Source organism: Bacillus glycinifermentans (assembly GCF_001042475.2).
GTDB classification, from domain to species: domain Bacteria; phylum Bacillota; class Bacilli; order Bacillales; family Bacillaceae; genus Bacillus; species Bacillus glycinifermentans.
Map to the genome: position 1 here is coordinate 259,441 of NZ_LECW02000004.1, position 25,168 is coordinate 284,608.

Annotated in this window: 33 protein-coding genes, 1 tRNA gene and 1 riboswitch; of the genes, 11 read left to right on the forward strand and 23 right to left on the reverse strand. The window is 45.5% G+C overall.

Translation table 11 applies throughout. The features are described 5' to 3' along the window. Positions 1 to 160: 160 nt before the first annotated feature. Together AB447_RS04130 and AB447_RS04135 are read left to right on the forward strand one after the other, a co-directional pair. On the forward strand, positions 161 to 1,105 hold the full coding sequence (locus AB447_RS04130; protein ID WP_048356120.1) for a DUF1385 domain-containing protein: 945 nt from the start codon (positions 161 to 163) through the stop codon (positions 1,103 to 1,105). A gap of 46 nt (positions 1,106 to 1,151) precedes the next feature. Continuing rightward, positions 1,152 to 1,538, forward strand: coding sequence for an SA1362 family protein (locus tag AB447_RS04135; protein ID WP_046131894.1), 387 nt, complete (start codon positions 1,152 to 1,154; stop codon positions 1,536 to 1,538). Here the strand turns inward: AB447_RS04135 and AB447_RS04140 are convergent. From AB447_RS04140 to AB447_RS04150, 3 genes are all read right to left on the reverse strand, one after another. Then, on the reverse strand, positions 1,535 to 2,410 hold the full coding sequence (locus tag AB447_RS04140; protein ID WP_048405789.1) for a patatin-like phospholipase family protein: 876 nt from the start codon (positions 2,408 to 2,410) through the stop codon (positions 1,535 to 1,537). The genes AB447_RS04135 and AB447_RS04140 overlap by 4 nt on opposite strands. A 102-nt stretch (positions 2,411 to 2,512) precedes the next feature. After that, positions 2,513 to 2,941, reverse strand: coding sequence for a transcriptional regulator MntR (gene mntR, locus AB447_RS04145; RefSeq protein ID WP_048356287.1), 429 nt, complete (start codon positions 2,939 to 2,941; stop codon positions 2,513 to 2,515). A 94-nt stretch (positions 2,942 to 3,035) separates the two neighbouring features. Further along, positions 3,036 to 3,872, reverse strand: a complete 837-nt coding sequence (locus AB447_RS04150) for a lipoate--protein ligase family protein (RefSeq protein ID WP_048356286.1) — start codon at positions 3,870 to 3,872, stop codon at positions 3,036 to 3,038. Between the two features lie 223 nt (positions 3,873 to 4,095). Between AB447_RS04150 and AB447_RS04155 the strand changes: the two genes are divergently transcribed. Beyond that, the gene (locus AB447_RS04155) at positions 4,096 to 4,428 is read left to right on the forward strand and encodes a rhodanese-like domain-containing protein (RefSeq protein ID WP_048356289.1); all 333 of its coding nucleotides are present in this window, start codon (positions 4,096 to 4,098) and stop codon (positions 4,426 to 4,428) included. A gap of 73 nt (positions 4,429 to 4,501) precedes the next feature. Here the strand turns inward: AB447_RS04155 and gcvPB are convergent, their stop codons facing one another. The 3 genes from gcvPB to gcvT are packed head-to-tail and all read right to left on the reverse strand — an operon-like array spanning position 4,502 to position 8,424. After that, positions 4,502 to 5,962, reverse strand: coding sequence for an aminomethyl-transferring glycine dehydrogenase subunit GcvPB (gene gcvPB / locus AB447_RS04160; protein WP_057957442.1), 1,461 nt, complete (start codon positions 5,960 to 5,962; stop codon positions 4,502 to 4,504). Beyond that, positions 5,955 to 7,301, reverse strand: a complete 1,347-nt coding sequence (gcvPA, locus tag AB447_RS04165) for an aminomethyl-transferring glycine dehydrogenase subunit GcvPA (protein ID WP_057957443.1) — start codon at positions 7,299 to 7,301, stop codon at positions 5,955 to 5,957. Before gcvPA ends, gcvPB begins: the two co-directional genes overlap by 8 nt. A 28-nt stretch (positions 7,302 to 7,329) precedes the next feature. After that, positions 7,330 to 8,424: a glycine cleavage system aminomethyltransferase GcvT gene (gcvT, locus tag AB447_RS04170; RefSeq protein WP_048356323.1), complete on the reverse strand. Its 1,095-nt coding sequence runs from the start codon at positions 8,422 to 8,424 to the stop codon at positions 7,330 to 7,332. 233 nt (positions 8,425 to 8,657) lie between these two features. Beyond that, positions 8,658 to 8,762: riboswitch (glycine riboswitch) on the reverse strand. A 242-nt stretch (positions 8,763 to 9,004) separates the two neighbouring features. Between gcvT and AB447_RS04175 the strand changes: the two genes are divergently transcribed. The 4 genes from AB447_RS04175 (at position 9,005) to sinR (ending at position 12,201) form a co-directional block, all read left to right on the forward strand. After that, positions 9,005 to 10,672 (forward strand): DEAD/DEAH box helicase, encoded by a 1,668-nt coding sequence (locus AB447_RS04175; RefSeq protein ID WP_057957444.1) that lies wholly within the window; start codon positions 9,005 to 9,007, stop codon positions 10,670 to 10,672. A 3-nt stretch (positions 10,673 to 10,675) separates the two neighbouring features. Then, complete coding sequence (locus AB447_RS04180) at positions 10,676 to 11,470, forward strand: YqhG family protein (RefSeq protein WP_048356322.1); 795 nt, start codon at positions 10,676 to 10,678, stop codon at positions 11,468 to 11,470. Positions 11,471 to 11,655: 185 nt separating this feature from the next. Further along, positions 11,656 to 11,832, forward strand: coding sequence for an anti-repressor SinI (sinI, locus tag AB447_RS04185; protein WP_046129962.1), 177 nt, complete (start codon positions 11,656 to 11,658; stop codon positions 11,830 to 11,832). A gap of 33 nt (positions 11,833 to 11,865) precedes the next feature. Next, entirely contained in the window at positions 11,866 to 12,201 is a 336-nt protein-coding gene (gene sinR, locus AB447_RS04190) for a transcriptional regulator SinR (protein WP_096891855.1), read from the forward strand. Positions 12,202 to 12,304: 103 nt separating this feature from the next. Here sinR and tasA read toward each other — a convergent pair whose 3' ends face one another. From tasA to tapA, 3 genes are all read right to left on the reverse strand, one after another. Then, entirely contained in the window at positions 12,305 to 13,099 is a 795-nt protein-coding gene (tasA, locus tag AB447_RS04195; RefSeq protein ID WP_048356541.1) for a biofilm matrix protein TasA, read from the reverse strand. A gap of 68 nt (positions 13,100 to 13,167) precedes the next feature. After that, the gene (sipW, locus tag AB447_RS04200; protein WP_046129965.1) at positions 13,168 to 13,749 is read right to left on the reverse strand and encodes a signal peptidase I SipW; all 582 of its coding nucleotides are present in this window, start codon (positions 13,747 to 13,749) and stop codon (positions 13,168 to 13,170) included. Beyond that, the gene (gene tapA, locus AB447_RS04205; protein ID WP_046129966.1) at positions 13,746 to 14,471 is read right to left on the reverse strand and encodes an amyloid fiber anchoring/assembly protein TapA; all 726 of its coding nucleotides are present in this window, start codon (positions 14,469 to 14,471) and stop codon (positions 13,746 to 13,748) included. Before tapA ends, sipW begins: the two co-directional genes overlap by 4 nt. A 262-nt stretch (positions 14,472 to 14,733) precedes the next feature. On the opposite strand from tapA, the gene AB447_RS04210 reads away from it, so the two are divergent. Beyond that, on the forward strand, positions 14,734 to 15,057 hold the full coding sequence (locus tag AB447_RS04210; protein WP_046129967.1) for a DUF3889 domain-containing protein: 324 nt from the start codon (positions 14,734 to 14,736) through the stop codon (positions 15,055 to 15,057). 84 nt (positions 15,058 to 15,141) lie between these two features. Here the strand turns inward: AB447_RS04210 and AB447_RS04215 are convergent, their stop codons facing one another. The 9 genes from AB447_RS04215 to AB447_RS04255 all read right to left on the reverse strand — a co-directional run bounded on the left by AB447_RS04215 (position 15,142) and on the right by AB447_RS04255 (position 20,352). Next, positions 15,142 to 15,324 carry a YqzE family protein gene (locus AB447_RS04215; protein WP_048356540.1) on the reverse strand — a complete coding sequence of 61 codons (183 nt, stop codon included), beginning with the start codon at positions 15,322 to 15,324 and terminating at the stop codon, positions 15,142 to 15,144. An 81-nt stretch (positions 15,325 to 15,405) separates the two neighbouring features. Then, entirely contained in the window at positions 15,406 to 15,771 is a 366-nt protein-coding gene (gene comGG, locus AB447_RS04220; RefSeq protein WP_048356539.1) for a competence type IV pilus minor pilin ComGG, read from the reverse strand. An 11-nt stretch (positions 15,772 to 15,782) separates the two neighbouring features. Beyond that, on the reverse strand, positions 15,783 to 16,268 hold the full coding sequence (comGF, locus tag AB447_RS04225) for a competence type IV pilus minor pilin ComGF (RefSeq protein ID WP_082634619.1): 486 nt from the start codon (positions 16,266 to 16,268) through the stop codon (positions 15,783 to 15,785). Next, positions 16,183 to 16,530, reverse strand: a complete 348-nt coding sequence (gene comGE / locus AB447_RS04230) for a competence type IV pilus minor pilin ComGE (protein WP_048356538.1) — start codon at positions 16,528 to 16,530, stop codon at positions 16,183 to 16,185. The genes comGF and comGE overlap by 86 nt, the downstream gene beginning before the upstream one ends. Further along, positions 16,514 to 16,957 (reverse strand): competence type IV pilus minor pilin ComGD, encoded by a 444-nt coding sequence (comGD, locus tag AB447_RS04235; RefSeq protein WP_046129971.1) that lies wholly within the window; start codon positions 16,955 to 16,957, stop codon positions 16,514 to 16,516. The genes comGE and comGD overlap by 17 nt, the downstream gene beginning before the upstream one ends. Then, entirely contained in the window at positions 16,957 to 17,250 is a 294-nt protein-coding gene (gene comGC, locus AB447_RS04240; RefSeq protein ID WP_046129972.1) for a competence type IV pilus major pilin ComGC, read from the reverse strand. The genes comGD and comGC overlap by 1 nt, the downstream gene beginning before the upstream one ends. 14 nt (positions 17,251 to 17,264) lie before the next feature. Then, positions 17,265 to 18,302 (reverse strand): competence type IV pilus assembly protein ComGB, encoded by a 1,038-nt coding sequence (comGB, locus tag AB447_RS04245; RefSeq protein ID WP_046129973.1) that lies wholly within the window; start codon positions 18,300 to 18,302, stop codon positions 17,265 to 17,267. After that, a complete protein-coding gene (gene comGA, locus AB447_RS04250) occupies positions 18,289 to 19,356 on the reverse strand; it encodes a competence type IV pilus ATPase ComGA (protein WP_046129974.1) in 1,068 nt (355 codons plus the stop codon). The genes comGB and comGA overlap by 14 nt, the downstream gene beginning before the upstream one ends. Before the next feature lie 156 nt (positions 19,357 to 19,512). Next, positions 19,513 to 20,352, reverse strand: coding sequence for an STAS domain-containing protein (locus tag AB447_RS04255; RefSeq protein ID WP_048356172.1), 840 nt, complete (start codon positions 20,350 to 20,352; stop codon positions 19,513 to 19,515). Between the two features lie 77 nt (positions 20,353 to 20,429). Between AB447_RS04255 and AB447_RS04260 the strand changes: the two genes are divergently transcribed. After that, a tRNA-Gln gene (locus AB447_RS04260) sits at positions 20,430 to 20,501 on the forward strand. Between the two features lie 63 nt (positions 20,502 to 20,564). Here AB447_RS04260 and AB447_RS04265 read toward each other — a convergent pair. Next, a complete protein-coding gene (locus tag AB447_RS04265) occupies positions 20,565 to 20,945 on the reverse strand; it encodes a Spx/MgsR family RNA polymerase-binding regulatory protein (protein WP_046129976.1) in 381 nt (126 codons plus the stop codon). A 203-nt stretch (positions 20,946 to 21,148) separates the two neighbouring features. Here AB447_RS04265 and AB447_RS04270 point away from each other — a divergent pair, with 203 nt between their 5' ends. Then, positions 21,149 to 21,394 (forward strand): DUF2626 domain-containing protein, encoded by a 246-nt coding sequence (locus AB447_RS04270; protein WP_046129977.1) that lies wholly within the window; start codon positions 21,149 to 21,151, stop codon positions 21,392 to 21,394. A 48-nt stretch (positions 21,395 to 21,442) separates the two neighbouring features. On the opposite strand, the gene AB447_RS04275 is transcribed toward AB447_RS04270, so the two are convergent. Continuing rightward, positions 21,443 to 22,081, reverse strand: coding sequence for an MBL fold metallo-hydrolase (locus AB447_RS04275; protein ID WP_048356171.1), 639 nt, complete (start codon positions 22,079 to 22,081; stop codon positions 21,443 to 21,445). Between the two features lie 140 nt (positions 22,082 to 22,221). On the opposite strand from AB447_RS04275, the gene AB447_RS24965 reads away from it, so the two are divergent. Next, the gene (locus tag AB447_RS24965) at positions 22,222 to 22,395 is read left to right on the forward strand and encodes a DUF2759 domain-containing protein (protein WP_046129979.1); all 174 of its coding nucleotides are present in this window, start codon (positions 22,222 to 22,224) and stop codon (positions 22,393 to 22,395) included. A gap of 70 nt (positions 22,396 to 22,465) precedes the next feature. Here AB447_RS24965 and AB447_RS04280 read toward each other — a convergent pair whose 3' ends face one another. The 3 genes from AB447_RS04280 to AB447_RS04290 form a co-directional block, all read right to left on the reverse strand. After that, positions 22,466 to 22,780 (reverse strand): MTH1187 family thiamine-binding protein, encoded by a 315-nt coding sequence (locus tag AB447_RS04280; RefSeq protein WP_046129980.1) that lies wholly within the window; start codon positions 22,778 to 22,780, stop codon positions 22,466 to 22,468. 16 nt (positions 22,781 to 22,796) lie between these two features. Beyond that, on the reverse strand, positions 22,797 to 23,891 hold the full coding sequence (locus AB447_RS04285) for a YqgU-like beta propeller domain-containing protein (RefSeq protein ID WP_445661404.1): 1,095 nt from the start codon (positions 23,889 to 23,891) through the stop codon (positions 22,797 to 22,799). A 65-nt stretch (positions 23,892 to 23,956) separates the two neighbouring features. Further along, complete coding sequence (locus AB447_RS04290; protein WP_048356170.1) at positions 23,957 to 25,084, reverse strand: M14 family metallopeptidase; 1,128 nt, start codon at positions 25,082 to 25,084, stop codon at positions 23,957 to 23,959. Positions 25,085 to 25,168: the final 84 nt, after the last annotated feature.

Here is a 25,168-nt window from a genome sequence, read left to right on the forward strand (position 1 = left end):
TCAAGAAAACGGGTATACTTGAATTAGATTTGACGATTCGCTTCTCTAATTTCTAAAATTTTTAGGCACGTCAACCTAGAGGTTTCAGTACTTTTCCTGTACAATAGGTGTAAGGAAATGGTTAATGTAATCATAGATTGATACAGATAGGTTGATGCAAATGTCAAATCAAAAAAAGCCCGCATACGGGGGGCAGGCCGTCGTCGAAGGCGTAATGTTCGGCGGCAGGCGCCATTATGTAACCGCGATTCGCAGGAAGGATCAGAGCATTGAATTTTTCAAGCTGCCTCGCACATCACATCCCACGCTGGAAAAGCTGAAGAAAATTCCGTTTCTCCGGGGGATCATCGCGATTATTGAAGCGAGTGCGAACGGTACCAAGCATTTGAATTTTTCAAGCGAAAGGTATGATCGCGATCCTGCTTTGGACGATCAATTAAAAGAAGAGAAGCAGTCAAAGCTGACGATGATCTTTGGGCTTGCCGCTGTCGGGGTGCTGTCATTCCTCTTCAGCAAATTTGTATTTACGCTTGTTCCCGTCTTTTTGGCGGAGCTTACCCGGCCGGTATTCCAATCTGATGTCGCACAGATTATGGTCGAAAGCTTTTTCAAGCTGGTCCTGCTGTTGGGCTATATTTACGCGATATCGTGCACTCCTTTCATTAAAAGGGTTTTTCAATATCACGGAGCCGAACATAAAGTCATAAACTGTTTCGAACAAAACATGCCGGTCACGGTGGAAAATGTTCAGCGTCAGTCAAGGCTTCACTACAGATGCGGAAGCAGTTTTATTCTATTTACGGTGATCGTGGGCATGTTTGTTTACTTGCTTGTTCCTGCTGACCCTCTCTGGGTCCGTATTTTAAATAGAATCGCGCTGATACCAGTCGTTCTTGGCATTTCATTTGAAGTGCTGCAGCTGACGAACAAAGTGAGAAACATACCCGTGCTGAAAGCGCTGGGCTATCCCGGCCTTTGGCTGCAGCTCTTGACAACAAAAGAGCCGTCGGACGATCAGGTGGAAGTGGCAATCGCAAGCTTTAACGAGCTTCTTCATATGGAGACCAAAGCAGAGGGCGAACAGAAGGAACCTTCTATATCGTAATGTAAACTTTAACGAATCGGTTAATTTTTTTGGGAGGTGGACAGTTATGAAGCAACGGGTACATCCAGTCTCAGCTTTAGTGATTGCGCTTGGAATTTTTGGTTTCGTTTATTTTGCTGTCACAAGTCCCGGCCGCTTGCTGCAATATTTGTTTGTTTTCGCTGCGGTCGGCGCAATTGTCTATTTTGTGATCAGACATCTTATAAACCGCGACGCGGGCGGCGAGGGAGCAGCATTTAGAAAAGCAGCCAAACAATCAAACAAGCGTTTTCAGGATCATAAAAAACGCTCAGTCAGAGGCCGGGTGAATCATCTTAGAAGCGTGCCGTCTATCAACAAATCAAAGCCTGTCTTGGTCAAGAAAAAAAGCCAGACTCAGCTGACGGTGATCGAAGGCAAAAAAAGCAAAAAGAAAAACAGAGCTTTCTTTTAATACGTCCACTGTTTCAAAAATAATTCTGTTCGTTTTTTTCCTAGCTCAATCAGAGCTAGTTTTTTTTCTGCCGAAATCGCAAATTCCGTCGACAGGACCTCTTCGACGGGCAGGAAAATAATGTTGCGTTCGTGTTTAGTAGCGATATGCCTGGCATCATGCGCTTCTTTCATCGTCTCAAAAAGCGCCCCGAACAGTTCAAACGCATTGTTGATCACCTTCTTCGGCCTTTCTTTTTCACTCGGCATCAAAGTAACGCCTAAAACCGGGCGTTTTTTTTCGGCAGTAAACAGCCAGATCGGAAAATTGCTCAGCACCCCGCCGTCGACGACCGTGCTGATGCCGTCAGAGGATTTCAGTTTGACAGGCTCAAAAAAATAAGGAATGCTGCAGCTCATCCGCACCGCTCTTGCAACGGAAAACCGCCCGGGATTCAGGCCGTAGCGGGTCAGATCGTCAGGCAGGACAAGCATTTTGCCATTCGTTAAATCCGAAGCGATCAGTTTGAGCTTCCCTTGTTCAAAGTCGCCGAACACGGAGATTCCTTTTTCCTTTAATTTCTCGGATACCCAGTTTTCCAGTTTTTCTCCCTTATACAAACCGAGGCGCCAATAGATCGAAGCCCATTGCAGTATTTTTAAAGGCAAAAAAGTAAATCTCGGGTCAAGGAGCTCGCGTTCATTCAATTCCTCCAGCATGCAGCGGATCTCCATGCTCGTATACCCGGCCGCGATAAATGCTGCGATGATCGATCCGGCGCTCGTTCCGGCCAGTCTTTTAAATCGGAAGCCCCGTTCTTCGAGCGCTTCGTATGCTCCTGCGAGCGCAATACCTTTCATTCCTCCGCCAGAAAAAACCCCGTCGATGTACATCCGTTCTCCCCCCTTAAAAGATTGGCCCTATCACCATTTTAGGAAGGGGACAGAAAAAAAAGACCATCAGAAAAAGCTGCCGTTTCTAGCGGCAGCTTCTTTCTATTGATTTTCCTGTTCATTTCGTTTTTGGACGCTTCTCAGATCATCGACCCTTTTGCGGTCATCCTCAAAATACTGCACAAGGTCGCCGATCCGGTCGATGCTGTTCCAGCTTAAATGATGTTCAATCCCTTCAACATCATCGTAAATTTTCTCTTCGTCAACACCAATGATTCTTAAAAACTGTTCCAGTAATTCATGTCTGTATACTAAACGCTTGCCTATTTTTTTTCCTTTAGGCGTCAGCACGAGACCGCGATACTTTTCGTAAATCAAATATTCGTCTTTGTCGAGTTTCTGAACCATTTTTGTAACCGAGGAGGGATGGACGGCTAAAGCTTCTGCTATATCTGAGACTCTTGCATATCCTTTTTCTTCTATCAGCATATAAATTTGCTCTATATAATCTTCCATACTCGGTGTTGTCATCTAATCCCTCCAAATCACACCTATTCAAATCATTACAAGTTTACACTATGTGCTTGTAAAAAACAAGCAGTCAGATAACGTTTACATCGATGTCCTATCTTTTATAATTCCATTCGTCTGTCGCGTATTTCGTCCTGGCCAGCTCCTCGACGAAGGCGATTTCTTCTTTTGTCAGTTCATAGGGCTCGAGGTTGATGTTAAGCCCTTTCTCAAATCCTTTTTTAAATGCTTTGCTCGCTTCTTCAATGGTTACCTTTTCGGAGGTCAGCTGATTGATGGCGACCGCCTTTTGTTTAAAATTCCGCTGCATCCGCTCTCTGATGCGGTCGTTTTTATAGATGAACAAATCAAACAGCTTGTCTTCATCCAAATCAAGGAGAATCGAGCCGTGCTGAAGAATGACTCCTTTTTGCCTTGTCTGGGCGCTTCCGGCGACTTTTCTGCCCTCGACAACGAGCTCATACCAAGAAGGCGCGTCAAAGCAGACGGATGATCTCGGGTTTTTCAGACTTTGCTTTTCTTTCTCCGTTCGCGGAATTGCAAAATACGCGTCAAGTCCAAGCTCTCTAAAGCCTTCAAGAATCCCTTCGGAAATCACCCTGTACGCTTCCGTCACCGTCTGCGGCATGTCGGGATGGTCTTCTGATACGATCACGCTGTAGGTAAGCTCTTCGTCATGAAGGACGCCCCTTCCGCCGGTCGGCCTTCTCACAAAGCCCAGGCCGTGCTTTTTGACGGCTTCCAGATCGATTTCCTTTTCGATATTTTGAAAATAGCCGACCGAAAGCGTCGCCGGGTTCCATCCGTAGAAGCGGATGGTAGGCGGAATCTGCTTTTGGCTGTGCCAGTAAAGCAGCGCCTCATCAAGAGCCATATTAAAATCGGGAGCCTTGCGCCCCGAATCGATAAAACGCCATGTTTCCTTTTCCATAACCTACCCTCTTTTTCTTTGGTATACACCTAAGTCTACCATCCCCTATGAAAATTGAAAATAAATTCGGCTAATCAGATGACAGATTTCCCGCCCTTTACTATAATAGTATTTGTCTTAAACATTTCCCGCCTTAGGCGGGACGATCTTAAAAAGGAGTCGGATCAGATTGTCTACCAGCAGCATTATCGTTCTTATCATTTGCGCCGCACTGATCATCTACATGGTCGTTTCATACATTTATCAGCAGCGGATTATGAAAACCTTAACAGAAGAAGAATTCCGGGCCGGCTACCGGAAAGCGCAGCTCATCGATGTGCGCGAGCCGAACGAATTTGAAGGCGGCCACATCCTCGGCGCGAGAAACATTCCGCTCTCTCAGCTTAAACAAAGAAAAGCGGAAATCCGCCCGGACAAACCCGTCTATCTTTACTGCCAAAACAGCGTCAGAAGCGGACGAGCCGCTCAAGTGCTCAAAAAACACGGCTGTCAGGAAATTTACAACCTGAAAGGCGGCTTCAAAAAGTGGAGCGGAAAAATTAAAACAAAGAAATAAATGAACGCTGTCTCATGACGAGGCGGCTTTTTTCATACAAAAAACCGGCGGAATCCGCCGGTTCTCTTTATGTTTATCCTCTTTCATAGCGAAGCACAGGCTTGCGCGCCGCTTTTGTTTCATCCATTCGTTTCACAACGGTCGTATGCGGGGCTTCCTGAACAATTTCAGGGGTTTCTTCCGCTTCTTTGGCGATCTGGATCATCGTCTCGATAAACGCATCAAGCGTTTCTTTCGATTCGGTTTCCGTCGGTTCGATCATGATGCATTCCTCCACATTAAGCGGGAAGTAAATGGTCGGCGGATGGAAGCCGAAATCGAGCAGGCGCTTGGCGATGTCGAGCGTCCTGACGCCGAGCTTTTTCTGGCGCCTGCCTGACAGCACAAATTCATGCTTGCAGTGGCGGTCATACGGCAGATCATAATACGACGCAAGCTTCCTCATCATATAGTTCGCGTTTAAAACGGCGTTTTCCGTAACTTCCTTCAGCCCGTCAGGACCCATCGAACGAATATACGTATAGGCTCTCACATTGATGCCGAAGTTTCCGTAATACGGCTTGACCCTGCCGATCGATTGCGGACGGTCATAGTCAAACGTAAAGCGGCCGTCTTTTTTGACTAAAACGGGCTTTGGCAAATACGGGATAAGCTCGGCTTTGACGCCGACAGGACCTGAACCCGGCCCTCCGCCGCCGTGCGGCCCTGTAAAGGTTTTATGAAGGTTTAAATGGACGACGTCAAACCCCATGTCGCCAGGCCTTGCTTTGCTCAGCACCGCATTGAGGTTGGCTCCGTCATAATACAGCTTCCCTCCTGCTTGATGGACGATTTCGGCCATTTCTAAAATATGCTCTTCAAAAAGACCAAGCGTGTTCGGATTTGTCAGCATTAATGCAGCCGTTTCGTCGCTTACGACCCGTTTTAAATCTTCCAGATCGACGAGCCCGTCGGCATTCGACTGAACGGTGACCGTTTCAAAGCCTGCAACGGTCGCAGACGCAGGATTCGTTCCGTGCGCAGAATCCGGGACGATCACCTTCGTTCTTTTATGATCGCCGTTTGCCTCATGGAACGCGCGGATCATCATCAGACCGGTCCACTCTCCGTGTGCCCCGGCCGCCGGCTGAAGCGTAACCTCATCCATGCCTGTAATCTCTTCCAAATGCTTGCTCAGATCGTAGAGCAGCTCCAGCGCCCCCTGCACCGTACGTTCGTCCTGAAGCGGATGAACCGCCGCAAAGCCGGGGATTCTCGCGATTTTCTCATTCAGCTTCGGATTGTATTTCATCGTGCAGGAACCGAGCGGATAAAAGCCTGAATCAACGCCGTGATTTCGCTTTGACAGAGCGGTATAATGCCTCATGATATCGAGCTCTGACACTTCCGGAAGCTCAGCCGGCTCTTTCCTGATGTACATCTCGTCGAAAAGGTTTGACACATCTGTTTCAGGGACGTCAAGCTCAGGAAGGCTGTAGCCGACCCGGCCTTCTTTCGATATTTCAAAAATAAGCGATTGATCCTGATTATGCATGGCGATCCCCCAATTCCTTGATGAGTGTATCGATTTCTTCTTTTGTCCGGAGCTCGGTAACAGCGATCAGCACGTGGTCTTTTAAATCCTTGTATGACGCACCGAGGTCATATCCGCCGATGATCTCCTTTTCAAGCAGGCGTTCATTCACCAAAGAGACAGGCTCCTTCAGTTTGACGACGAATTCGTTAAACATCGGCCCGTCAAATGCGACTTCAAGACCCGCCCGCTTGGCGGCTTCTTTTGCATAAGCCGCTTTCTGCACGTTCTGCCAGGCGATATCCTTAACGCCTTTTTTGCCGAGGGCCGTCATTGCAACAGAAGCAGCAAGCGCATTGAGCGCCTGATTTGAGCAAATGTTCGAGGTCGCTTTATCCCGTCTGATATGCTGCTCCCTGGCCTGCAGCGTTAAAACGAAGCCCCGTTTCCCGTTTTCGTCTTCCGTCTGTCCGACAAGGCGCCCCGGAACCTTCCGCATCAACTTTTTCGTCGCGGCGAAATATCCGCAGTGCGGTCCGCCGAACGCAGCCGGTATTCCGAACGGCTGGGCATCCCCGACGACGATGTCCGCCCCGAACACCCCAGGCGGCGTTAAAATACCGAGCGCCAGCGGATTGGCGGAAACGATGAACATGCTTTTTCCTTTATGAGCGATCGGCTCGATCTTGTCCAGCGGTTCGATCTGTCCGAAAAAGTTCGGATACTGGACGATCACGGCTGCCGTCTCGTCACACACTGCGGCGTCAAGCGCTTCGAGATCTGTCGCCCCTCCACCTGCAGGCACTTCAACGACTTCGATGTACTGCCCTTTTGCATACGTTTTCAGCACCTCGCGCGATTCCGGATGAACCGTTTCAGAGACGACGATTTTTTTCTTTTTCGTATGCCCTGATGTAAGCATCGCAGCTTCCGCCAGGGCGGTCCCTCCGTCATACATCGACGAATTGCTGATGTCCATTCCCGTCAATTCGCAAATCATCGTCTGGAACTCAAAAATCGCCTGAAGCTCCCCTTGCGAAATTTCCGGCTGATACGGGGTATAAGCCGTATAAAATTCGGATCTTGAAATGACATGGTCGACAATGACAGGCTGGTAATGGTCATAGACCCCCGCTCCCAAAAACGAGGCGTACGATGCCGTGTCCTTATTTTTTGCCGCGAGCTTTGTCAGCTCTTTCGTAAGCTCCGTCTCTGACTTTGCTTTTTTGATTTGGTATTCGCCTTTAAATCGAACGCTCTCGGGAATATCGGAGAATAAGTCGTCGATCTTTTCGACTCCGATCGCCCCGAGCATCTCTTGTTTATCCTGTTCTGTCGCAGGAAGGTAGCGGTGCTTCATCTTTTCGTCTCCTTTCATGATCGCAAACTTATGACTGCCGTTTATAAAATGGCGTTTTTACAACTTTCGCTTTCAGCCGTTTCTTCCTGATTTCAACCTCGACAATGGTGCCGATTTCGGCTGCTTCTTTTTTCAGCAAGGCAAGGCCGACGTTTTTTTTCAAAGTGGGGGACTGTGTTCCGGTCGTCACCTCGCCGACTTGCTCGCCTTGATGAAAAACGGCATACCCGTGCCGCGGAATCCCTTTATCGATCATTTCAAGGCCGGCGAGCTTTCTGGCAGCCCCGTGTTCTTTTTGCCTTGCCAATGCTGACTTTCCGATGAAATCGGCTTCTTTATTCGTTTTCACGGCAAAACCGATCCCCGCTTCAATCGGCGTAATCTCATTTGTGAGCTCCTGCCCGTATAACGGCAGTTTTGCTTCAAAGCGGAGTGTGTCCCTTGCGCCGAGTCCGCACGGAATGAGACCGTCATCCTTGCCTGTTTCTAAAAGAAGCTTCCAAATATATGGTGCATCTTCATTCCGGCAGTAGATTTCAAAGCCGTCCTCTCCCGTATACCCTGTTCTTGACACAAGCGCCCTTACATTTCCTACTGCGGCTTCATCGCGGAATGTAAACGGCTTTAGAGCCTCGAGATCAAGATCTGTCACCTGCTTTAAAATCTGTGCTGCTTTCGGTCCCTGAAGGGCGAGCAGAGAGATCTCGCCAGACACGTTTTGAATCGTGACATCCCCTCCGGCGTGCCGATTCAGCCAATCGATATCCTTCGTAATGTTCGCTGCATTAATGACCAAAAAATAGCGGCCGCTTCCCTTTCGATAAACCAGGAGATCGTCGATCGTCCCGCCGTTTTCGTCGCACATCGCCGTATACTGGGCGCCGCCTTCTTTCAATGCGGCGACATCGTTTGTTAAAAGCTTCTGCAAAAACGGAAGGCTTCCGGCTCCCGTTACCTCGACTTCCCCCATGTGGGAGACGTCAAACAATCCGGCTTTCGTCCTCACCGCTTCATGCTCTTCTTTGATCGATGAAAATTGAACAGGCAGCTCCCAGCCGCCGAAATCAATCGTCTTTCCGCCGTATTCCTTATACAGGTCAAATAAAGGCGTTCGTTTAAGCATCCTCTTTCCCCCTTCGTTTTTTTATCACCATAAGTTTGCCAATCATCAGAAAACGCGAAAGATTCCAATATTAAAAGCTCTTTATAGACGGCACAAAAAAGGACAGAGAACCCCCTTTGTCAGTTCGGAGGTTCTCTGTCCTGGCACCTGAAAGTTTACTTTGCACGAAAGCAAAGATGTCCCCTTTGGTGGTTTGCTAAACATGATAATGGTGCAAACTCTCTCCAGAGTTGCGTCAAGCAAGAGTTCTTTTGCCTGAGAGATTCGCTTATTTCAAGAGCTTGCTCCTTCGGCGCCGTCATAAGGCATTCCTTGCCGGTCTCTCCCCTTGCCGTCATTCGCTCATATTCGCTTCATTTCTGGACATACTACATAAGGACTTTCGATTTTTTCGCTGATGATCTACAAATATCCTACCATCATCAAAGCGTTTGGGCAACAGGAAAAATTATTAACAATCCATTATTTTTTCTCTAAAACGTTCGTATTTTATCAATTTGATTATAACATCAGCCCAATTTACAAATGGTGATCTCCGGAAGAAAAGAACATTTCGTGTGAGAGGAAAGGCGGCGTTACGATGATACCAGACATTCATTTTGACCATGAGTGGCCGGAGCAGTTTGCAAAACACCTTGACCAGGACGGCCCCTGGGCAAACTGGGAGCTTTACCAGCTGTCCTGCGAGGTGCAAAAAAGGCTGGCGATACCGAGCTTTGAAGGGCTGCAGGCGCCGAATCACCTGCCTGACTTTACTCCGCTTCCCCATCAGCTTGAGGTCGCTCAAAGAGTGGTTGAACAAATGAACGGAAAAGCCATATTGGCCGATGAAGTAGGTCTCGGGAAAACGGTAGAAGCCGGCCTGATATTAAAAGAATACATGATTCGCGGACTCGCAAAGAAAATTTTGATTCTCGTGCCCGCTTCGCTTGTCTCGCAATGGGTCAAAGAGCTGCGCGAAAAATTTTTGATCCCGGCCGTCGAACAGAAAAAAAGCTATGTATGGGAGCAGTGCGACGTTGTCGTCTCCTCTCTCGATACGGCGAAACGATCGCCGCACCGGGAAACCGTATTATCAATCCAATACGATGTAGTCATTATTGATGAGGCTCACAAACTGAAAAACAGCAAAACCAAAAACTACGAATTCGTCCGCAATTTAAAGAAAAAATATTGCCTAATGCTGACGGCGACGCCGATCCAAAACAAGATCGACGAAATTTTCAACCTCGTCTCCCTGTTAAAGCCGGGACATTTGGGCAATGAAAGCAATTTTAACAAAGATTATTCAAAACAAATCGATTCGAGAGAGGCGCATGAACGATTGAAATCGCTCATCAATAAAGTGATGATCAGGAACAGGCGCCAGGATACGGGCATTACATGGACGAAGCGCCACGTCGAAACGGTGCCGATCTCCTTTTCTCCGACCGAACAGGCTTTATATGACGAAATCACAAGCCTGAAAAAAGATCATCGCCAATCTGCAGGCATGTTTTCGATTATGACATTGGAACGCGAATGCTGCTCAAGCAGAGAAGCGGTCTACATGACCTTAAAAAACATGCTTGACAAAAAAGACCGCGAAGCGCCCGTCATCGGAGAAGCCGCGATTCACCGGCTGATCAACAAGGTCAATGAGGTCGCGCAAAACTCAAAGGCGCTTAAGGTCGTTGAGCTGATTGAAGAGCTGGATGACAAAGTCATTATCTTTACGGAGTACAGGGCGACGCAAATTTATCTCCAATGGTTTCTCCAGCAAAACGGAATCAGTTCCGTACCGTTTAGGGGCGGCTTTAAAAGAGGAAAAAAAGACTGGATGAAAGACTTGTTCAGGGGCAAGGTTCAGGTGCTGATCGCCACAGAAGCGGGCGGCGAAGGGATCAACCTGCAATTTTGCAACAAAATCATCAACTATGACCTTCCGTGGAACCCTATGCGCCTTGAACAAAGAATCGGACGGATTCACCGGCTCGGCCAGGAGCGCGATGTGTATATCTACAATATGGCGACAAAGCACACGGTAGAAGAGCATATTTTGAAGCTTCTCTATGAAAAAATCCATTTATTCGAAAAAGTCGTCGGCGAACTGGATGATATTTTAACAAAAATAGAGGTCGGCAATTTTGAAGAGCACCTGCACGACATTCTCTTTTATTCGTCATCAGATGAGGAAATGAAAATTAAAATGGAAAATCTGGCATCGTTCATCTCCTATGGACATGATCATAAACAGATTGGAGGCTAATGCATGAGACAGGAGGAAATTCAAAGATTTTTGGAACGTTTTTTCACCGCAAACGGGTGTGACATCACCGGCAAAAGCCCCGGCCACTTAACGGTGCAACTGACGGCTGACGTCGATAAGCAAATCATGAACAGGCCATTTTATTGGCACTGGCTTGAAAAGACGGGCGGGGTGCCGAACCCGATGAAAATTACGCTGATTACAAATGAAGAAGCAGCGCCAGCAGATATTGACGGCGAATTTATTCACTTCGGATCGCCGCGGCTGTTTCAAATATTTCAGGCGGTCAAAAAGAACGGAAAATTTATCCGCCTCTATGAAAAAATCAGCTCCGCGGGGGGGCATATTCCGCTTGAGCCGTGGCTCGGTTTGAATGTAACGATTTCCTACCAGTCCGACTTGAAAAAAGACAAGCTTTTGTCCCTCGGCCTCCATTTAATCAGCGGGCAGCTTACAGAAAACTTTCAGGAACGAATGGAAGCAAGGGCGCTTTCTTCGCACATTTCCGACTACTGCTACACGGTGTCGCCTTTAATCAAACCGGAAAGCGGCATCAAACGGCTCGAACGCTATATCGAACAAGCCGCGAGAGCCGAACCCCTCGACTGGGCCGAAGCTTCTCTTAAAAGATGGAACAACGACCTTTTCCTTCTGAATCAATTTTACGAAGAGACGGAAGAAAAGCCCGAGGAATACGAAATTGAAAAAAAAGCCCTTCAAGCGCTCTACGAACCGAAAATCGAAATTAAGATCGAAAACGGCGGATTGTTTTATTTACAGAAAAAAATTTCAGGATAAATTTTCCGATTCGACACCGTTCTTCTTTTTATTCAGAGTCCTCCTATTATAATGAATGTAAGGAGAATAACTTTTGGAACATCAATTGGACAAGTTTGGAAAAGTGTTGAGACTAGAGATCGATCTTTGTTTATCACAACACGTTTAACTGAAATACATAATGAAGTATTTTGGGGGGAAATGCCATGAATAAAGTGGAACATGAGAAAGAAGAATTGGACAAGGAGTGGGAAGAGCTGATCAAAAGTGCTCTCAATGAAGGCATTAGTCCGGAAGAAATAAGAATATTTCTCAATTTAGGAAATAAGACTTCCGAAGCTTCCACACCAATTGAAAGAAGTCATTCAATAAATCCCTTCTGAATGTGCTATAATATCGAAAGGAAGGTGATGACATTGATTGGCCAGCGTATTAAACAATATCGAAAAGAAAAAGGCTACTCACTATCTGAACTAGCTGAAAAGGCTGGGGTAGCGAAGTCTTATTTAAGTTCAATAGAAAGAAATTTGCAAACAAACCCCTCCATTCAATTTCTAGAAAAAGTCTCCGCTGTTCTGGACGTCTCGGTTCATACCCTGCTTGATGAAAAAGATGAAACCGAATACGATGGTCAATTAGATAGTGAATGGGAAAATCTAGTTCGTGACGCGATGGCATCAGGGGTTTCTAAAAAACAATTTCGAGAATTTTTAGATTACCAAAAATGGAAGAAGAGTCAGGAAAAGGAGTAAGTGCCGCATATCTTACTCCCTTTGGCATTGTAAAAATAAAACGGCGCCGATCAAGTATACATAAAAAAACGGATCATACCAGATCCGTTTTTTCATCATTCGTTTATTTATCTTCACTGTGCGCTCTTTCGTTCTCTTTTACATAACCTTTTTCATCGGCATGTTTATTTCCGTCGATGGTCAGGCCGTTCCATTGAGTAGCTTCAAACGAGAAGTCGAGCTGTACAGAATCTCCTTGATATTTGTTCTGCACCATGTTGCCGTTGCTGTCTGTTGTTGTGTCATTGACAAATTCAATGACCATTTCGACTTTGTCAAAATCGTACGGATCTTTTGGAATTCCGTCGTACTCAGGCGCAGTCTTTCCGTTGATTGTCGCTACATTGATTTTGCCGTTGTCATGCAGGAATCCAGGCTCGATCAGCTTTTTGACTTTGTCCATTGATGCTTTATCTTTTTTCACAGACATATTGTACAAGTCATAGAGGTTTGCGGAATCCAGGATGATGTTTTTAGGATAGCCGTTTCCGCCTTCAACACCGACCGTCAGTACGCTCACCTTAAACTGTTTCAGGAAATCCTCGGCAGAGTTTTTCCCGCCGTTTTTCGCGTTTCCGTCAACGAAATTGCTGAAACCCATTTGCATTAACACTTCTTTAATAGCCAATGATCCGTCATTTTTAAAGGTAAATTCTTTTTTGAATTTATCACCCGGTTTTAAGTTTGACAGGTTCACTCTTGCAGACGTTTCTTTTGCATTTAAGTCAAGCGTTCCTGCTGCATAAGTAGCATGAGTCGATTCGATATCGTTAAACGCAGCCCAAGTTCCTCCTCCTACTAATGCCAGTCCAAGAGCAGCGGATGCAACTCCCAATCCGATTTTTTTCTTTGTACCCATGATAACTCCTCCTTTTATAATAAGAAAATCTATATATGGAGACCTGAATAACAGGTGACCAACGAAAGTTACATTGAAACCCGGTCTTTGCCGGCAGTTTCGATCGCTTTTGCTTTTTGCTCAATCTCACGCAATGCCGCCGAGACAGTGATGACCGCATAAAGGATTAGCAATAGGCCCGGTACGATCAATAAGATGGCCGTGCCGATCGGTTTGCCGGCAAAGTCCAGCAGATATCCGGCATAAGGAACCGTAATTCCGGAATATTTGGCGACAACATTTTCCGAAAGAACTGGATCGGAATCAGGATTTTGGTTGTTGTCCCCTTTTGTCTGAAACATGAGATTTGATTTATTTTTTGTTATACCGATAATTCGGTGAGTAACCATTGTGTTCTGGTCTTGCATGAATGTAATAATGTCGCCCTTTTTCAATGCCTCGGGATTGTCAACCTTTTGAACGGCGATAATCGACCCCGTTTTAAATTCGGGCTCCATCGAACCCGATAAAACCGTCTTCAATTGATACCCGAAGAGCTGGGGCTCCCCGCCGGACGATTTTGTCGAAATCACGACGATAACCGTCGCAATGATCAGCGTGAAAATAATCACATATAAGATATTGCTGACCCATTTCATGATTTTTTTCATGACTCATCCCCGCTTTCTAATGAATGTTTCTCTTTATTTTTTTCCTCACGAACAGATTGGCTGGCATCTGTATCTTTTGTTTGTTCTTTCCGCTCCATCTTGTTCGTTTTTTCTGACTCAGACTTACGATGAGACTCGGCCTTTTTTGGAGGCTTCAGCGTTTTTTCCTTGCAGTCGTTCAGCTTCATCGCCTTTGACCAAATAAACGGCTTTCCCCGTTTGTGATCGGGATGCCCTTCAGGTTTGATCAATTTAAAAACGTAAGTTCCTCCCTTTGTCGCGCGATTTGACTCTATCCTGTATACACGGCTTTTTGTTTCTTTGCCAATCGTACCTTTATCGATGACAGTCCCGTCTTTCGGCTTTGAAGAACCATCGATTTTGTGCAGCTCCCATTTCCATTCAGAAGAAGTAATGTGTTTGCCGCTGTTTTTAAATTCAGCAAATAAAACCAATGGCGCACAAGCGTTTCCTTTTGTTTTTGTCTGTTTATGAAGCTTTAAATCGCTTCCGTCCCACACCTTATCATCTATGTCCTTAAATTTTGCAGACGCTTTCATCGTCAAGCTGTATGTTTCCACATCATGAAACGATGCGTTCGTATAATGATTCAGCTGACTCCCCAATCCAATCAAAAGGTAAATGATCAAAATTATTTGAAAACCGATGACTGCCTTTTTGCTTCTTTTTCGGCATCTCCTAGTTCGAGATAATCGAATCATGACTACCCTCCTAGCAGCTTTTCGTTCGTTTTAAAGAACCTTACAGTTAGAGTATAAAGAACAACCCATTGAATTGAAAACTGCCGAAATGGTCGATTTAGTTCGTTTTACAGAACATTATCGTTTAAATCCTCAAAAAATCTCTCAAATTCTCATCTTTTTGAAAAATATGAAGTTCTTTATAAAGTACGAATTTTATTCTTATTTTTCCGTATAAACCAAATGAACGAGGAAAAAAATAGGGGAGAAAGGATGATGACCCATGCTGAAAAAAATCATCGTGTCATGCTTTTTTTTACTGCCAATAATCGCCGGACCGCTTGATATACAGGCGGCAGAGAAAACAACAACCGGCATGACAAAATGGGAAGAAAAAGCTGTCCAGGCAGCGAAAAAAAGATACCCTGCAGCTGAAGTCCGGCTCACTCAAAAAGTATGGGACCGAAAACGAACCGATGAAGCAGTAGAGCAATATCATGTAACATTAAGCGAAGGAAATCGAAAATTTGGCGTATTTGTCACCATTTCATATGAGCCCTCAACCCATAAAATAAATAAAGTGGTAGTCGTCGAAGAATATAAATAAGCCGCTTTCTGTTGAAAAGCGGCTTCATTTTCGGTATGCCCGGACCATGTCTGTACCTGGGCGGAATAACGGCCCTTTGCTTCGCTATTTATGACGTTTAAAAAACATCATACAGCCGAGCGGGAGAATGCCGAACCACCGAAAAATGCGGGACGGCGGTTTGCCTTCCCTGCGTCTTTCTTTCATTTCTTTTCTTTCTTGTTTCGGCGTGTCCATATATTTGACAAGCTGTTCTGTCATATATTTCACATAATCGTTCGTTTTCATCAAATCACCTCATGAGAGAGTCCTCTTATGATGAAGTGTTGTCAGCCCCTCTCTTTTTTATACACCAAACCGTTTTGATCGCTAATGCTCTTTCCAGTGACTGATGGTCTTTTTCCTTAGATGGAATTGAAAATCAGCAGTCCTTTCAGATTCTGCTGCCGTCTTCACTTTTAGCCTGACTTGCTTCGTTTTCTTGCCGGCTGAAGTAATGGAATACGTCACAGAGCCATACGCTTTGTTCTCCTCTCCAGCTTTTTCGTCTTGCATATGCCTGATGGAGTGAAGGATTCCATTTTGCAGAAGATTTTGCTGAATGTAAAAGTCTTTCGTCTGTTTGATAAAAGCATGCTTCGTGATAAAAGCCGCTGCCGAATGAGCGGCGCAAAGCATGCAGATAATCGCCAAAAAAACCGCTGCAGGGTAAATAAAGCCTCTGGAATTAGTCACATGAACCACCTTTATGAAGAATGATAGACCGGAAATGCAGCTCGGTATTGTGTGCCGTTAAGGCTGATTGCTTCAACGATGACTTGGTGATCTTGAAGCCTGAATGTGACGCGTTTGACATGCTGCAGCATCGGCACATGGCCTTTAGAATTCACTCGTTTTCGAATGAGCGCCTGATACGGTTCATAACGAACGGCATCACCTGAGGAATTCGTCATTTCAAGCGCCTGTCCGTTGTCTGCCACTTTAACGGCAACGGCTTCTTTGCATTCTTTCTGCATTTGTTCAGCTGTGATCGTCCATTCTTCCGGGCGAATTTCATTTTTTTTGACACCCGGGGATAAAAACAGCTGAAAAATCGTGGCAGCCGTTCCGGCGATAAACATGTAGACCGTTAATGAAAGCAAAACATTAAGAAGGGTAAAGCCCTTTTGTTTTGAGAATCGCAAGGCAATACTGACGGTCATGCCTGTTTTCAACAGAGATGCAGACTTCATATTCTTCTCCTTTTTCCTCCCATTCAATCAAGTATGCGGCTCCCTGATAAAACACGGTTTCAGCGGGCTTGTAGCGACCGGTCAGCATGTAGCTGCTGATCTTCTCATCTAATATGCGGTACCCGGCTTCTTCTTTTTTTGCCATCTCGGCTTTTAATTCAAGCTGATGGTACACGGGAATCATTAGAGCCGCTATCATCACCCATATACTGAATGCAGAAACAGTTTCGATTGTCATAAAGCCTCTATTTTTTTTGAACATTGATCTTACCGCTTCCTAAATAAATCGTCAGTTCAAAGGAGGCACGGTTTGCTTCAATCAACATCTTTCCTCCTTGACTCGGAGCCCCGTTTGGGCTGTATGTGAAATGTTGTCTGAGCGTCGACTTTTTGATGGCAATTTTGTGATCATATTCCCTGATAAGATAAGGAGTCAAGCTCTCATCCGCAGGCTTGATGGTGTATTTACAATGATCAGCATCAAACAGCACGTTTATTTTTTTGTTTTGAGCGAGCGCTGCCTGCTGAGCATAAAGCAAATCGTCTTCAAGCTGTTCGGCAAAATGCTTGACGATCCTTGCGTCATATGCGGAAGGCAGTCTGTCAAACAAAAGAATCAGCATGATCGAGCTGATCAATAGCACGGTTAAACTTTCTAGAAGGGTAAACCCTGTTTGGTCCCTTCCCATTATTGTGTTTGTGCCTTGCCATTTGAAATCACGATCGATTTTCCATTAGGACACGCCAAATTTTTCTTGATATATCCCTCTGATTCAAGCTCTCCAAGACTTGGCGTTTTCCCGTCGTGATCCATCTGATACGCGGTAATTTGGGCCTGAACCATATTGATCAATCCCTCACAGCCTTTCTTTTGAATGTTTTGATTATGCTTCGTCACATTCGGGATCGTAATTAAGAGCAGAATTGAGATGACAAGCATAACGACCAGCATTTCTATCAGCGTAAATCCCTTTTCATTCAAATGGATGTCCCCCTTTATAACTGATTCATCATTTGATACATTGGCAAAAGCATCGACAAATAGAGGATTAAAATCATGGCTGCGGTAAATCCGTAAATCAGAGGCTGAAGCATGCTTGTCCACTTTTCCGCTTTCTTTTCAAGCCGGTCGATCAAAAATTGGCTGTATGAATATAGCTCCCTGTGGAGATGACCGTTCAATTGACCGTGAGCCACCGCTTTGGAGAGATCCTTTTCATAAAACGGATGCCTGTCCAGCATCTGTTCCAGCGCTTCCCCCTGTTTCAGCCTTTCGATCATGCGCTTTGCTTCCTTGTGAAAAAACGGCAAAAAAGGCTGGCTCTCAAACGCTTTTAAGCTGTCATATACAGACAATCCCGATGTTAAAAGATTGCTTAGCTGAAGCGATAAAAAATAGCTGTTGAATAACTTGAGGATTCTGCCTGCCAGCGGGATTTTAACGAGGAGGGCCATTTTTTCTTCCGGGGCTTTTTTTCGGAAAATCGAAACATAATACGTTAACAAAACCACAGCAATGATGAGAATGCACATAAAAAACAGCGGGAGGCTGTCAAAAAATAAAAAGATGAAGGAGGTCAGAAAAGATGTTTCGATATTCATGGAGTCATAGATCGCGGAAAACTGCGGAATAATCGCCGATTTCATAATATAGGCGATGAGACAGACCGTTGCAACCAGGAATGACGGATATTTTGCAGCCTTCTTCAATTTTTCGGACTGGTCGACTTTGCGGCTGAGCAATTCGCCGCTTTGCTTAAAAGCGAATGGCAAATTTCCGTGCTGCTCGGCAAAATAAACAATGCTGACGGCGTCCCTATGAAACGAAATCATATTCAAAACCTGAAAAACGGGATAACCTTCTGCCAGCTTTTTTCTTCCGAATGAAATGTCCGCTTTTTGCTTATTGTCGAATTGCAGCTCAAGCATATTCAAAGCGTCGAGAAGCGTATACCCGTTCATCATCATTTCGCCGAGCTTCTCAAACAGCTCCGCCTGCTTCCGAAGGGGCCATCTTATGTTATTCAGTCTCATGATGCACCCATCTGTTATAAGTTTCCTCCGGGAGATAGCCGAGCGCTATCCCTTTTCGAATCAATTTTCTCAGCGTTTCAAAACGGCTGTTCACGTATGCGCCTTTTGCCTCTTTTATGCACAGGTTCAGACTCTTCCCGTACAAAAGCTCAAAAACGCTCACTCTTCTTCCGTTCCCCGACATCCTGCAATACAAAGAACACCGCTCCCCGCATAACGGACAAACAAGGTTGACGAGACGCTGTGCGCTTATAGCGACAAGCGTCTGCTCAATTTCGGTCATATGAATGCCAAACTCAAGCAGCCGGTATATAGCTCCTTTTGCGTTTTTCGCATGCATGCTAGATAATACAAGATGTCCCGTCAGCGCAGCTCTGACGGCGATTTTGGCTGTTTCGGCATCGCGGATTTCTCCAAGGATGATCATGTCGGGATCATGACGGAGAACAGCCTTTAAACCTGCTGAATACGTCATGCCCGCTTTTTCATTCACCTGTACTTGAAGAACATGCTCGCTTCTGGATTCAACCGGGTCCTCCAGCGTGATAATATTGCGGTTGAAATGCTGTTTGGCATACTCGATCAGCGAGTACAGGGTCGTCGTTTTTCCCGAACCGGTTGGACCTGTGAAGATCAGCAGACCGTGGGAATGTTTCAGAAAAGACAGCAGCTTTGCCGTTGCGTTTGGAAACAAAGACAGGCTTCTGAGCGGCGGGGCGCTTGCCTGCGGCAATACGCGAATAACCAGGCTTTCGTCGTATATGGTAGGCAAAGTCGACATTCTCAAGTGAACGGGCTGATTGTTCACTTTAATGGTTAAAGCACCGCTTTGCGGCTGCCTTCGCTCCCCGATATCCATTGAAGAAAGAAATTTAAAATGAGAAATGAGCCTTGAGCACTCCATTCTCGTCAGTCTGCCCTTTTGAAATAGTTCATCATCAATTCTAAAGCGGATAACCGCCTCTTTTTCCCCCGGAACGATATGAATATCAGAAGCTCTCATCGCACACGCCTCTTCGATCAATTTCCCGCTTAATGATTCAATCGCGTACACAATCGTTACGCCTCCTTTCTAATCGCAGTTTAAGCGAAAAGCATCGGAAGCTTCAAATCCGCAAAAAACGGAAATATGCCGTTATCGTGGGACAAAAAAAGATTATGAAACACGAAAATTGCTTTTTCCGGCTCATATTTCTTACAATACGGCTCTTCAAACCGTGTTTTTATATGTGCCATCGCCTTCTTCCAGGATGCGGAACCCTTTCTTCGAAAGAGCTTTTGCGAGATTCTGCTCTGTTTTGACATTGGAAAAATCGATGCCCAGTTTGACCACCGTCTGGGCCATTTCGGGACGAATGCCGGAGATCGTCGCTTCAATTCCTAAGAGCTTCGTTGTGTCAAGTATTCTGAACAACTGATATACAACCATTGTATCGATGATCGGAACCCCGGAAATATCGATAAATAAATGCGACAAACGGAGCCCTGCGCATCGCTCAAGAGCGGATTCCAAAATCCCCTTCGCTCTATGTGTATCGATTTCTCCTATGATCGGCAAAACGCCTATATGGCTTGATATCGGGATCACCGGGGCGCTTAATTCATGAATCATTTCATTTTGGGTCTTTAATTGGCTCATCGTCAACAGATCATATTCCGTCATGAATTGCCCGATGATTTCATCCATTATCAAATTGAGCCGTCTGCTCCATTCCAACACGTCGCTCTTGGAACTTTCGGGTGCTTCTTCATGAGAAAACATCCCGATTTCATCAATAATTATTCTCCGGAACACGTTGATTCCGTTTATGCTTTCATAGATGGGAACCTGGCTCGCTGCCCTGTCCCGCGCCATTTCTCTCGCACAATCCAGCGCTTCCTCCCATTCTTTTTCCGGCTGATGCGCTGTCAATAGGTGGGCAACCGCCCGGATATACGGCTTTGCCTTATCGGCCGAAGGGATGCCGGACGTTTTGGATAACCATTGATTCGTTATATTGTCCGATCGTTTGATTAAATAATGATACAGGGCTGAATGTTTGTTTTTCATATCTATCCTCCTGATCAAAAACGAAATGCTTATGTATAAAACAAGCGATTTTGCCAACACTAATTTTGTAGCGGCATTGGGCTATAGCCAAGCGGTAAGGCAACGGACTTTGACTCCGTGATGCGCTGGTTCGAATCCAGCTAGCCCAGTTTCCAAGCGTAAAAACCGAAGATTGCTGAAAATGAAGTTTTTTCAGCATATCTTCGGTTTTTTCACGAAACAGAGCGTTGCAAAGCGCTTCTCTTTAATAGCTTTAATAGCTCGCCGGGGTTATATCCGACAACAAGCTTTTCACCGTTGACGATGATCGGGCGTCTCAAGAGCTTCGGCTTTTCAATGAGCAAGTCTACTACTTCGCTCACCGTCAGCTCCTCGATATTCAAATTGAGCTCTTTGAATGCTTGGCTCCTCGTCGCCAATATTTCATCGAATCCTTCCGTTGTCAAAGACAGAATGTGTTTTAATTCCTCTTGATTCGGCGTCTCCCTGAACAGATGGCGCTCCTTAAAATCGATCTGATTCGCTTTCAGCCAATGCTTTGTTTTCCTGCATGACGTGCAGCTCGGGTAAGAATAAAAGATCAGCTCTTCCATGGTTGGTTTCCTCCTCTGTATTGTTCTGTCCTGTCTTTGTTATGATTAGTACCCGGGATCTTGTTTCATTAAACACGTGCAAAAAACATTCCGTTATCACAAAATTGTAAAAAATGAATTGATTTTCCCAAAATGAAAATGTTTACATTTCAAGAGCGATTGATCTATAATAGAAACAAAGGGGCTTTCTGGGAGGGATATCAATGAATCGCATGTTCCGCGTGTTAGGTTTCTGGACAGGTATTTTTGCGGTCATGTTTTATTTAGGAGATATGAAAGATGCGTCATTGCTGTTTTTCGGCCAAACTGTTTTCTTCGTGTTCTTATCGTATCTTAACTTGACAGAACGGATGTACATTTATATTTTCGGCGCATACTTGACGGTCTTTTTTGCCGCGTTTACATACTATTCCGTGTTTATTATGGTCCCCGGGCAAGGAGGCCATTAAGGCACGAAAAAAGAGACGATCCGCCTGGATTTCGTCTCTTTTTTCATTTTATAATGTGAAGCCGTTGATGAACGGATTTTGTTCCTGTTCCGTCAGCAAATCCGTCTCAGGGCCGTGTCCGCTCAATACGAGCGTATCTTCAGGAAGAGTAAGCAGCTTTTTGTGAATGCTGTCCATTAGAACATCGTGGCTTCCGCCCGGGAGATCTGTGCGGCCGATGCTCCCTTTAAACAGAACATCGCCTGAAATGATCAGGTTTTCCTCTTCTGCATAATAAGAGACGCTTCCGGGCGAGTGGCCTGGCGTAAAAAGAACCTGAAGCTTGAACGGATCGATTTTCAGCTCGTGCTCTTTGTCGATCAGCCGGTTGGCTTTCTCTGCTGTAACAGCCTGACCAGTTAACAGAGACGACCCGTTTAATGAAGGATCTGTCAGCCATTCCGCTTCATTTTTATGGACATAGACGGGAATATCCCACTCTTTTCTCACCTTGTCAACAGCTCCGATATGGTCAAAATGGGCATGCGTCAATAGAACGGCGAGCGGTCTAAGATGATGTTCTTTTATATAGGCATTCAGTTTACCGGCTTCACCGCCGGGATCAAATATTAAGCAGGCGCCGTCATCATTTGCTAAAATATACGCATTTGTTTGAATCGGCCCTAAAGGCATTCTTCTCCATTTCATCCTTTTCACCTCAGTCTCATTATGAACGTTTTGTGAGAAACTTTCAATGAACCATGTTCCACTCGACAAAGCTAATGAAAACGGTTAAAATAAAATTGGAAATAAACTGCAGGGGATCCAAACGAAGGGGGTTAATATTGATGTTGCTCGTGATCATTTTCGGCCTTGTCACGATATTATCTGCTGTTGGGGCACTTCGTTCGCTTAAACAAATCAACGTTCTCGGGATATTGTTCGGAGGAGCGGCTTTTTTTGTCTTCGGCTGGTTTACGGTAATGACGATTATAAACAGCGGGTATCCGACGGCTCACTAAAGACCGCCTCTGCCGCTGAATGGACAGCCTTGTTCCGTTATGAAACGGAACAAGGCTTTTAAGCTTGGGCTTATTTGTTTAAATGTTTTTGAACGCTTGACAGTTTGCCTTCCATTGTCGTTTTCTTATCGCGCCTGTCATCGATTCTGATGTTTGTGGCCACCCTGTGTATCCCTTTTTGAAAAGGGGCTTCATGGATGGTTTGAATGACGTGAAATAAATCGCTCAGCTCCCCTTCAATCAAGGTGTTCATCGGCGTCAGCTGATATTTGATTCTTCCTTCCTTTTGAAACCCTTCTAAAATCGTTTGAATCTCCGCTACATAACTGCTCACACTCGGGGTTTCCGTTCCGATCGGGATGATGGTTACGTCTGCTATTGCCATCGCAACATGCTCCTTTCTATTCTTTGACTACAAGTGGTTCTATTGTTTTCGAACCGAGTGAAATGATCTCATCGTGCGCATAGCCGTACAATAGATATTGACCGTCTGGAGACACGGTGATCGGAAGCATTTCCACACTCTTCTGAATCACGCGCCGCTCCCCCGTCTTAAGGCTGATGGCGATCAGATCGCACAGGGAGCTCGATGCACCCGGCTGATACGTGTAAAACCATTCGTTTTTCTGATCATAGCCGTATTCCATTGGCGACTGTCCTGTATCATCGGAAAACAGCGGGAGCGTGACAGACAGCCGTTTTTCCGATGACTTCACATCAGAAAATATGTAGGTCCCGTACCCGTTTTTACCCGATGATGTCACGACCAGCCTGACATTGTCAAACACGTCGGAAAGCAGCGCATCATCGGCAAGCTTCGTTTGCCTTCCCGCCGATATGTCATAGGAATACACAGGGGCCGGCTTTTCCCGGTCCCTGTTATCCCACTTTACATAATCGAATGAATCGGGCGATGTCCAATGAACAAAGGCAGCCTGGGCAATGTTTTGCTCCGTTGTCTGTTCTTTTGAATTGATCAAATATGAATGATAGTTCCAATCTTTCGTGAATGCCGTCACATATAGAAGATAAGGATCAAACTCATTCCAGTCAACCTGCAGTTCGTTCGTGTTAAAACCTTTTGTAAACAGCTTTTCGCCCCGCACATTCATCAGCGTCAATTTGAACTCGGAGCCGTCTCCGGCGGTTTGGATGAGGATCATGTCTTTTTTACGGTTCAGTTCAGCTGTGATCAGCCGTTCATCGGTTTTGTATATCGTTTTCTTGGTCCCTGTAAATATATCATATGACTTTACTTCACTTCCCGCAACCGGGTCAGTTGCGGTATATAATATCGTTTCATTATCAAGCCACCCTGCCGCCGCATCAAAATACCGGTCCTTCACCGGTATTATCTTTTCTTCTTTTGCATCGCTATGATTCTTTCCAGCAGAATCGGCATTATAGGAGCCCTTTGAACCGCCTGATTGCGAAGGTGTGCAGGCGGCTGTTAAAACGGTAAACACAGCGGCAATGATCCATAATGAAACTCTCAAACCGGCCATTCTCCCTCCGTAAATGTTTCGCTGCCTACCTTTACGATGTGGCGCCGGTAAAGGTTTCAGCTTTCAAAAAAACAAGATGCCCAAAGAATTCCTCTGCTTTTACAATATATATCGTCAAAATCGGCTATGGGTAAAGGGTTTTTCCCTTTTCCAAGCTCAACGGTGTATCCTTCTTTGCCGTAAAAATGGATGAACCAATCCCTGAAACCGGCGTAGCTGTCAATATATCTGATGCCTTTATAACCGCTGAGCCGCTCAAACACTTGAACAACATTGACAGATTCCGGAGGCTCGAATCCTTCATAGCCCCAATAGATCTCTTCCCCTTGCGTATGAAGCGCTATAAGCCGGTCAGGCGGCCGGCTCTCGATTAGATCGTGCATGACGATCGCTTCAGGTTCTGTAAGCGGAGCGTCTCCCGGATAATCCCGGTATGAGGGCGCCTTAGGAGGCTTGCGCTGTTTTTCGATTTCCCAAAAAGACGGAAATTGGTTGTTCAGATCGACTCCGTTAATGTTCGCTTTCCATTCCCTAAATTCAGACTGATATTCGTTCATTTCATCAAGGGGCTCAAGATTTATTCCGAGATGCTCCGGGCCGTTCAGCACAAGATCGACTCCGTCGGGATTCACGAGCGGAACGATTGAGAGCTTCGTCATCTGAAAAAGCCTGAGCGGCGAAAAACCGAGAATCTCACCGCCTTTGCATAAAGACAGACAATATTCTTTGACCCACTTCATTAGCACCGAAGTGGTGATCCACTCGTTCGCATGAAAAGAAGCATTGATATGCGTTCTTTTTTCAGCATGCTCAGCTCCGATGTTCAGCTCGTATATCGGCTGGCCCAACACAGAGCGGCCAATAATATGGTATGTGACAAACGGAAAGCATTCCGCGATTTGTTCAATTTCGTGTTTCAGTGTTTGCGAATCATATATCACCGTATCAGTCAGCCACGGCTCATTTTCCAGCCCGGGCTCTCCATTCACCAATAATTGCAGCTGTTCATATGTTTCTGCTGCCGGCGCATCTTTTCCTGCCTGTGGATGCAATCCGGGAAAATAAAATTCCCCGACGTCCGCGTTAAGGTTCGCACTCGTTAAAAGCGGTTCGGGAATGTTCAGGATGTCTGACAATCTTGACATGTCTTGTTTTAACTCCGGTTTAATGTTGATGAATGCCATCTAATGATCCCTCCCACAATAGCATATGAAGGATGATTCAAATGGTTTTCTCGAATTTTCGGACCCTTTCGTTCCCTGATTTAT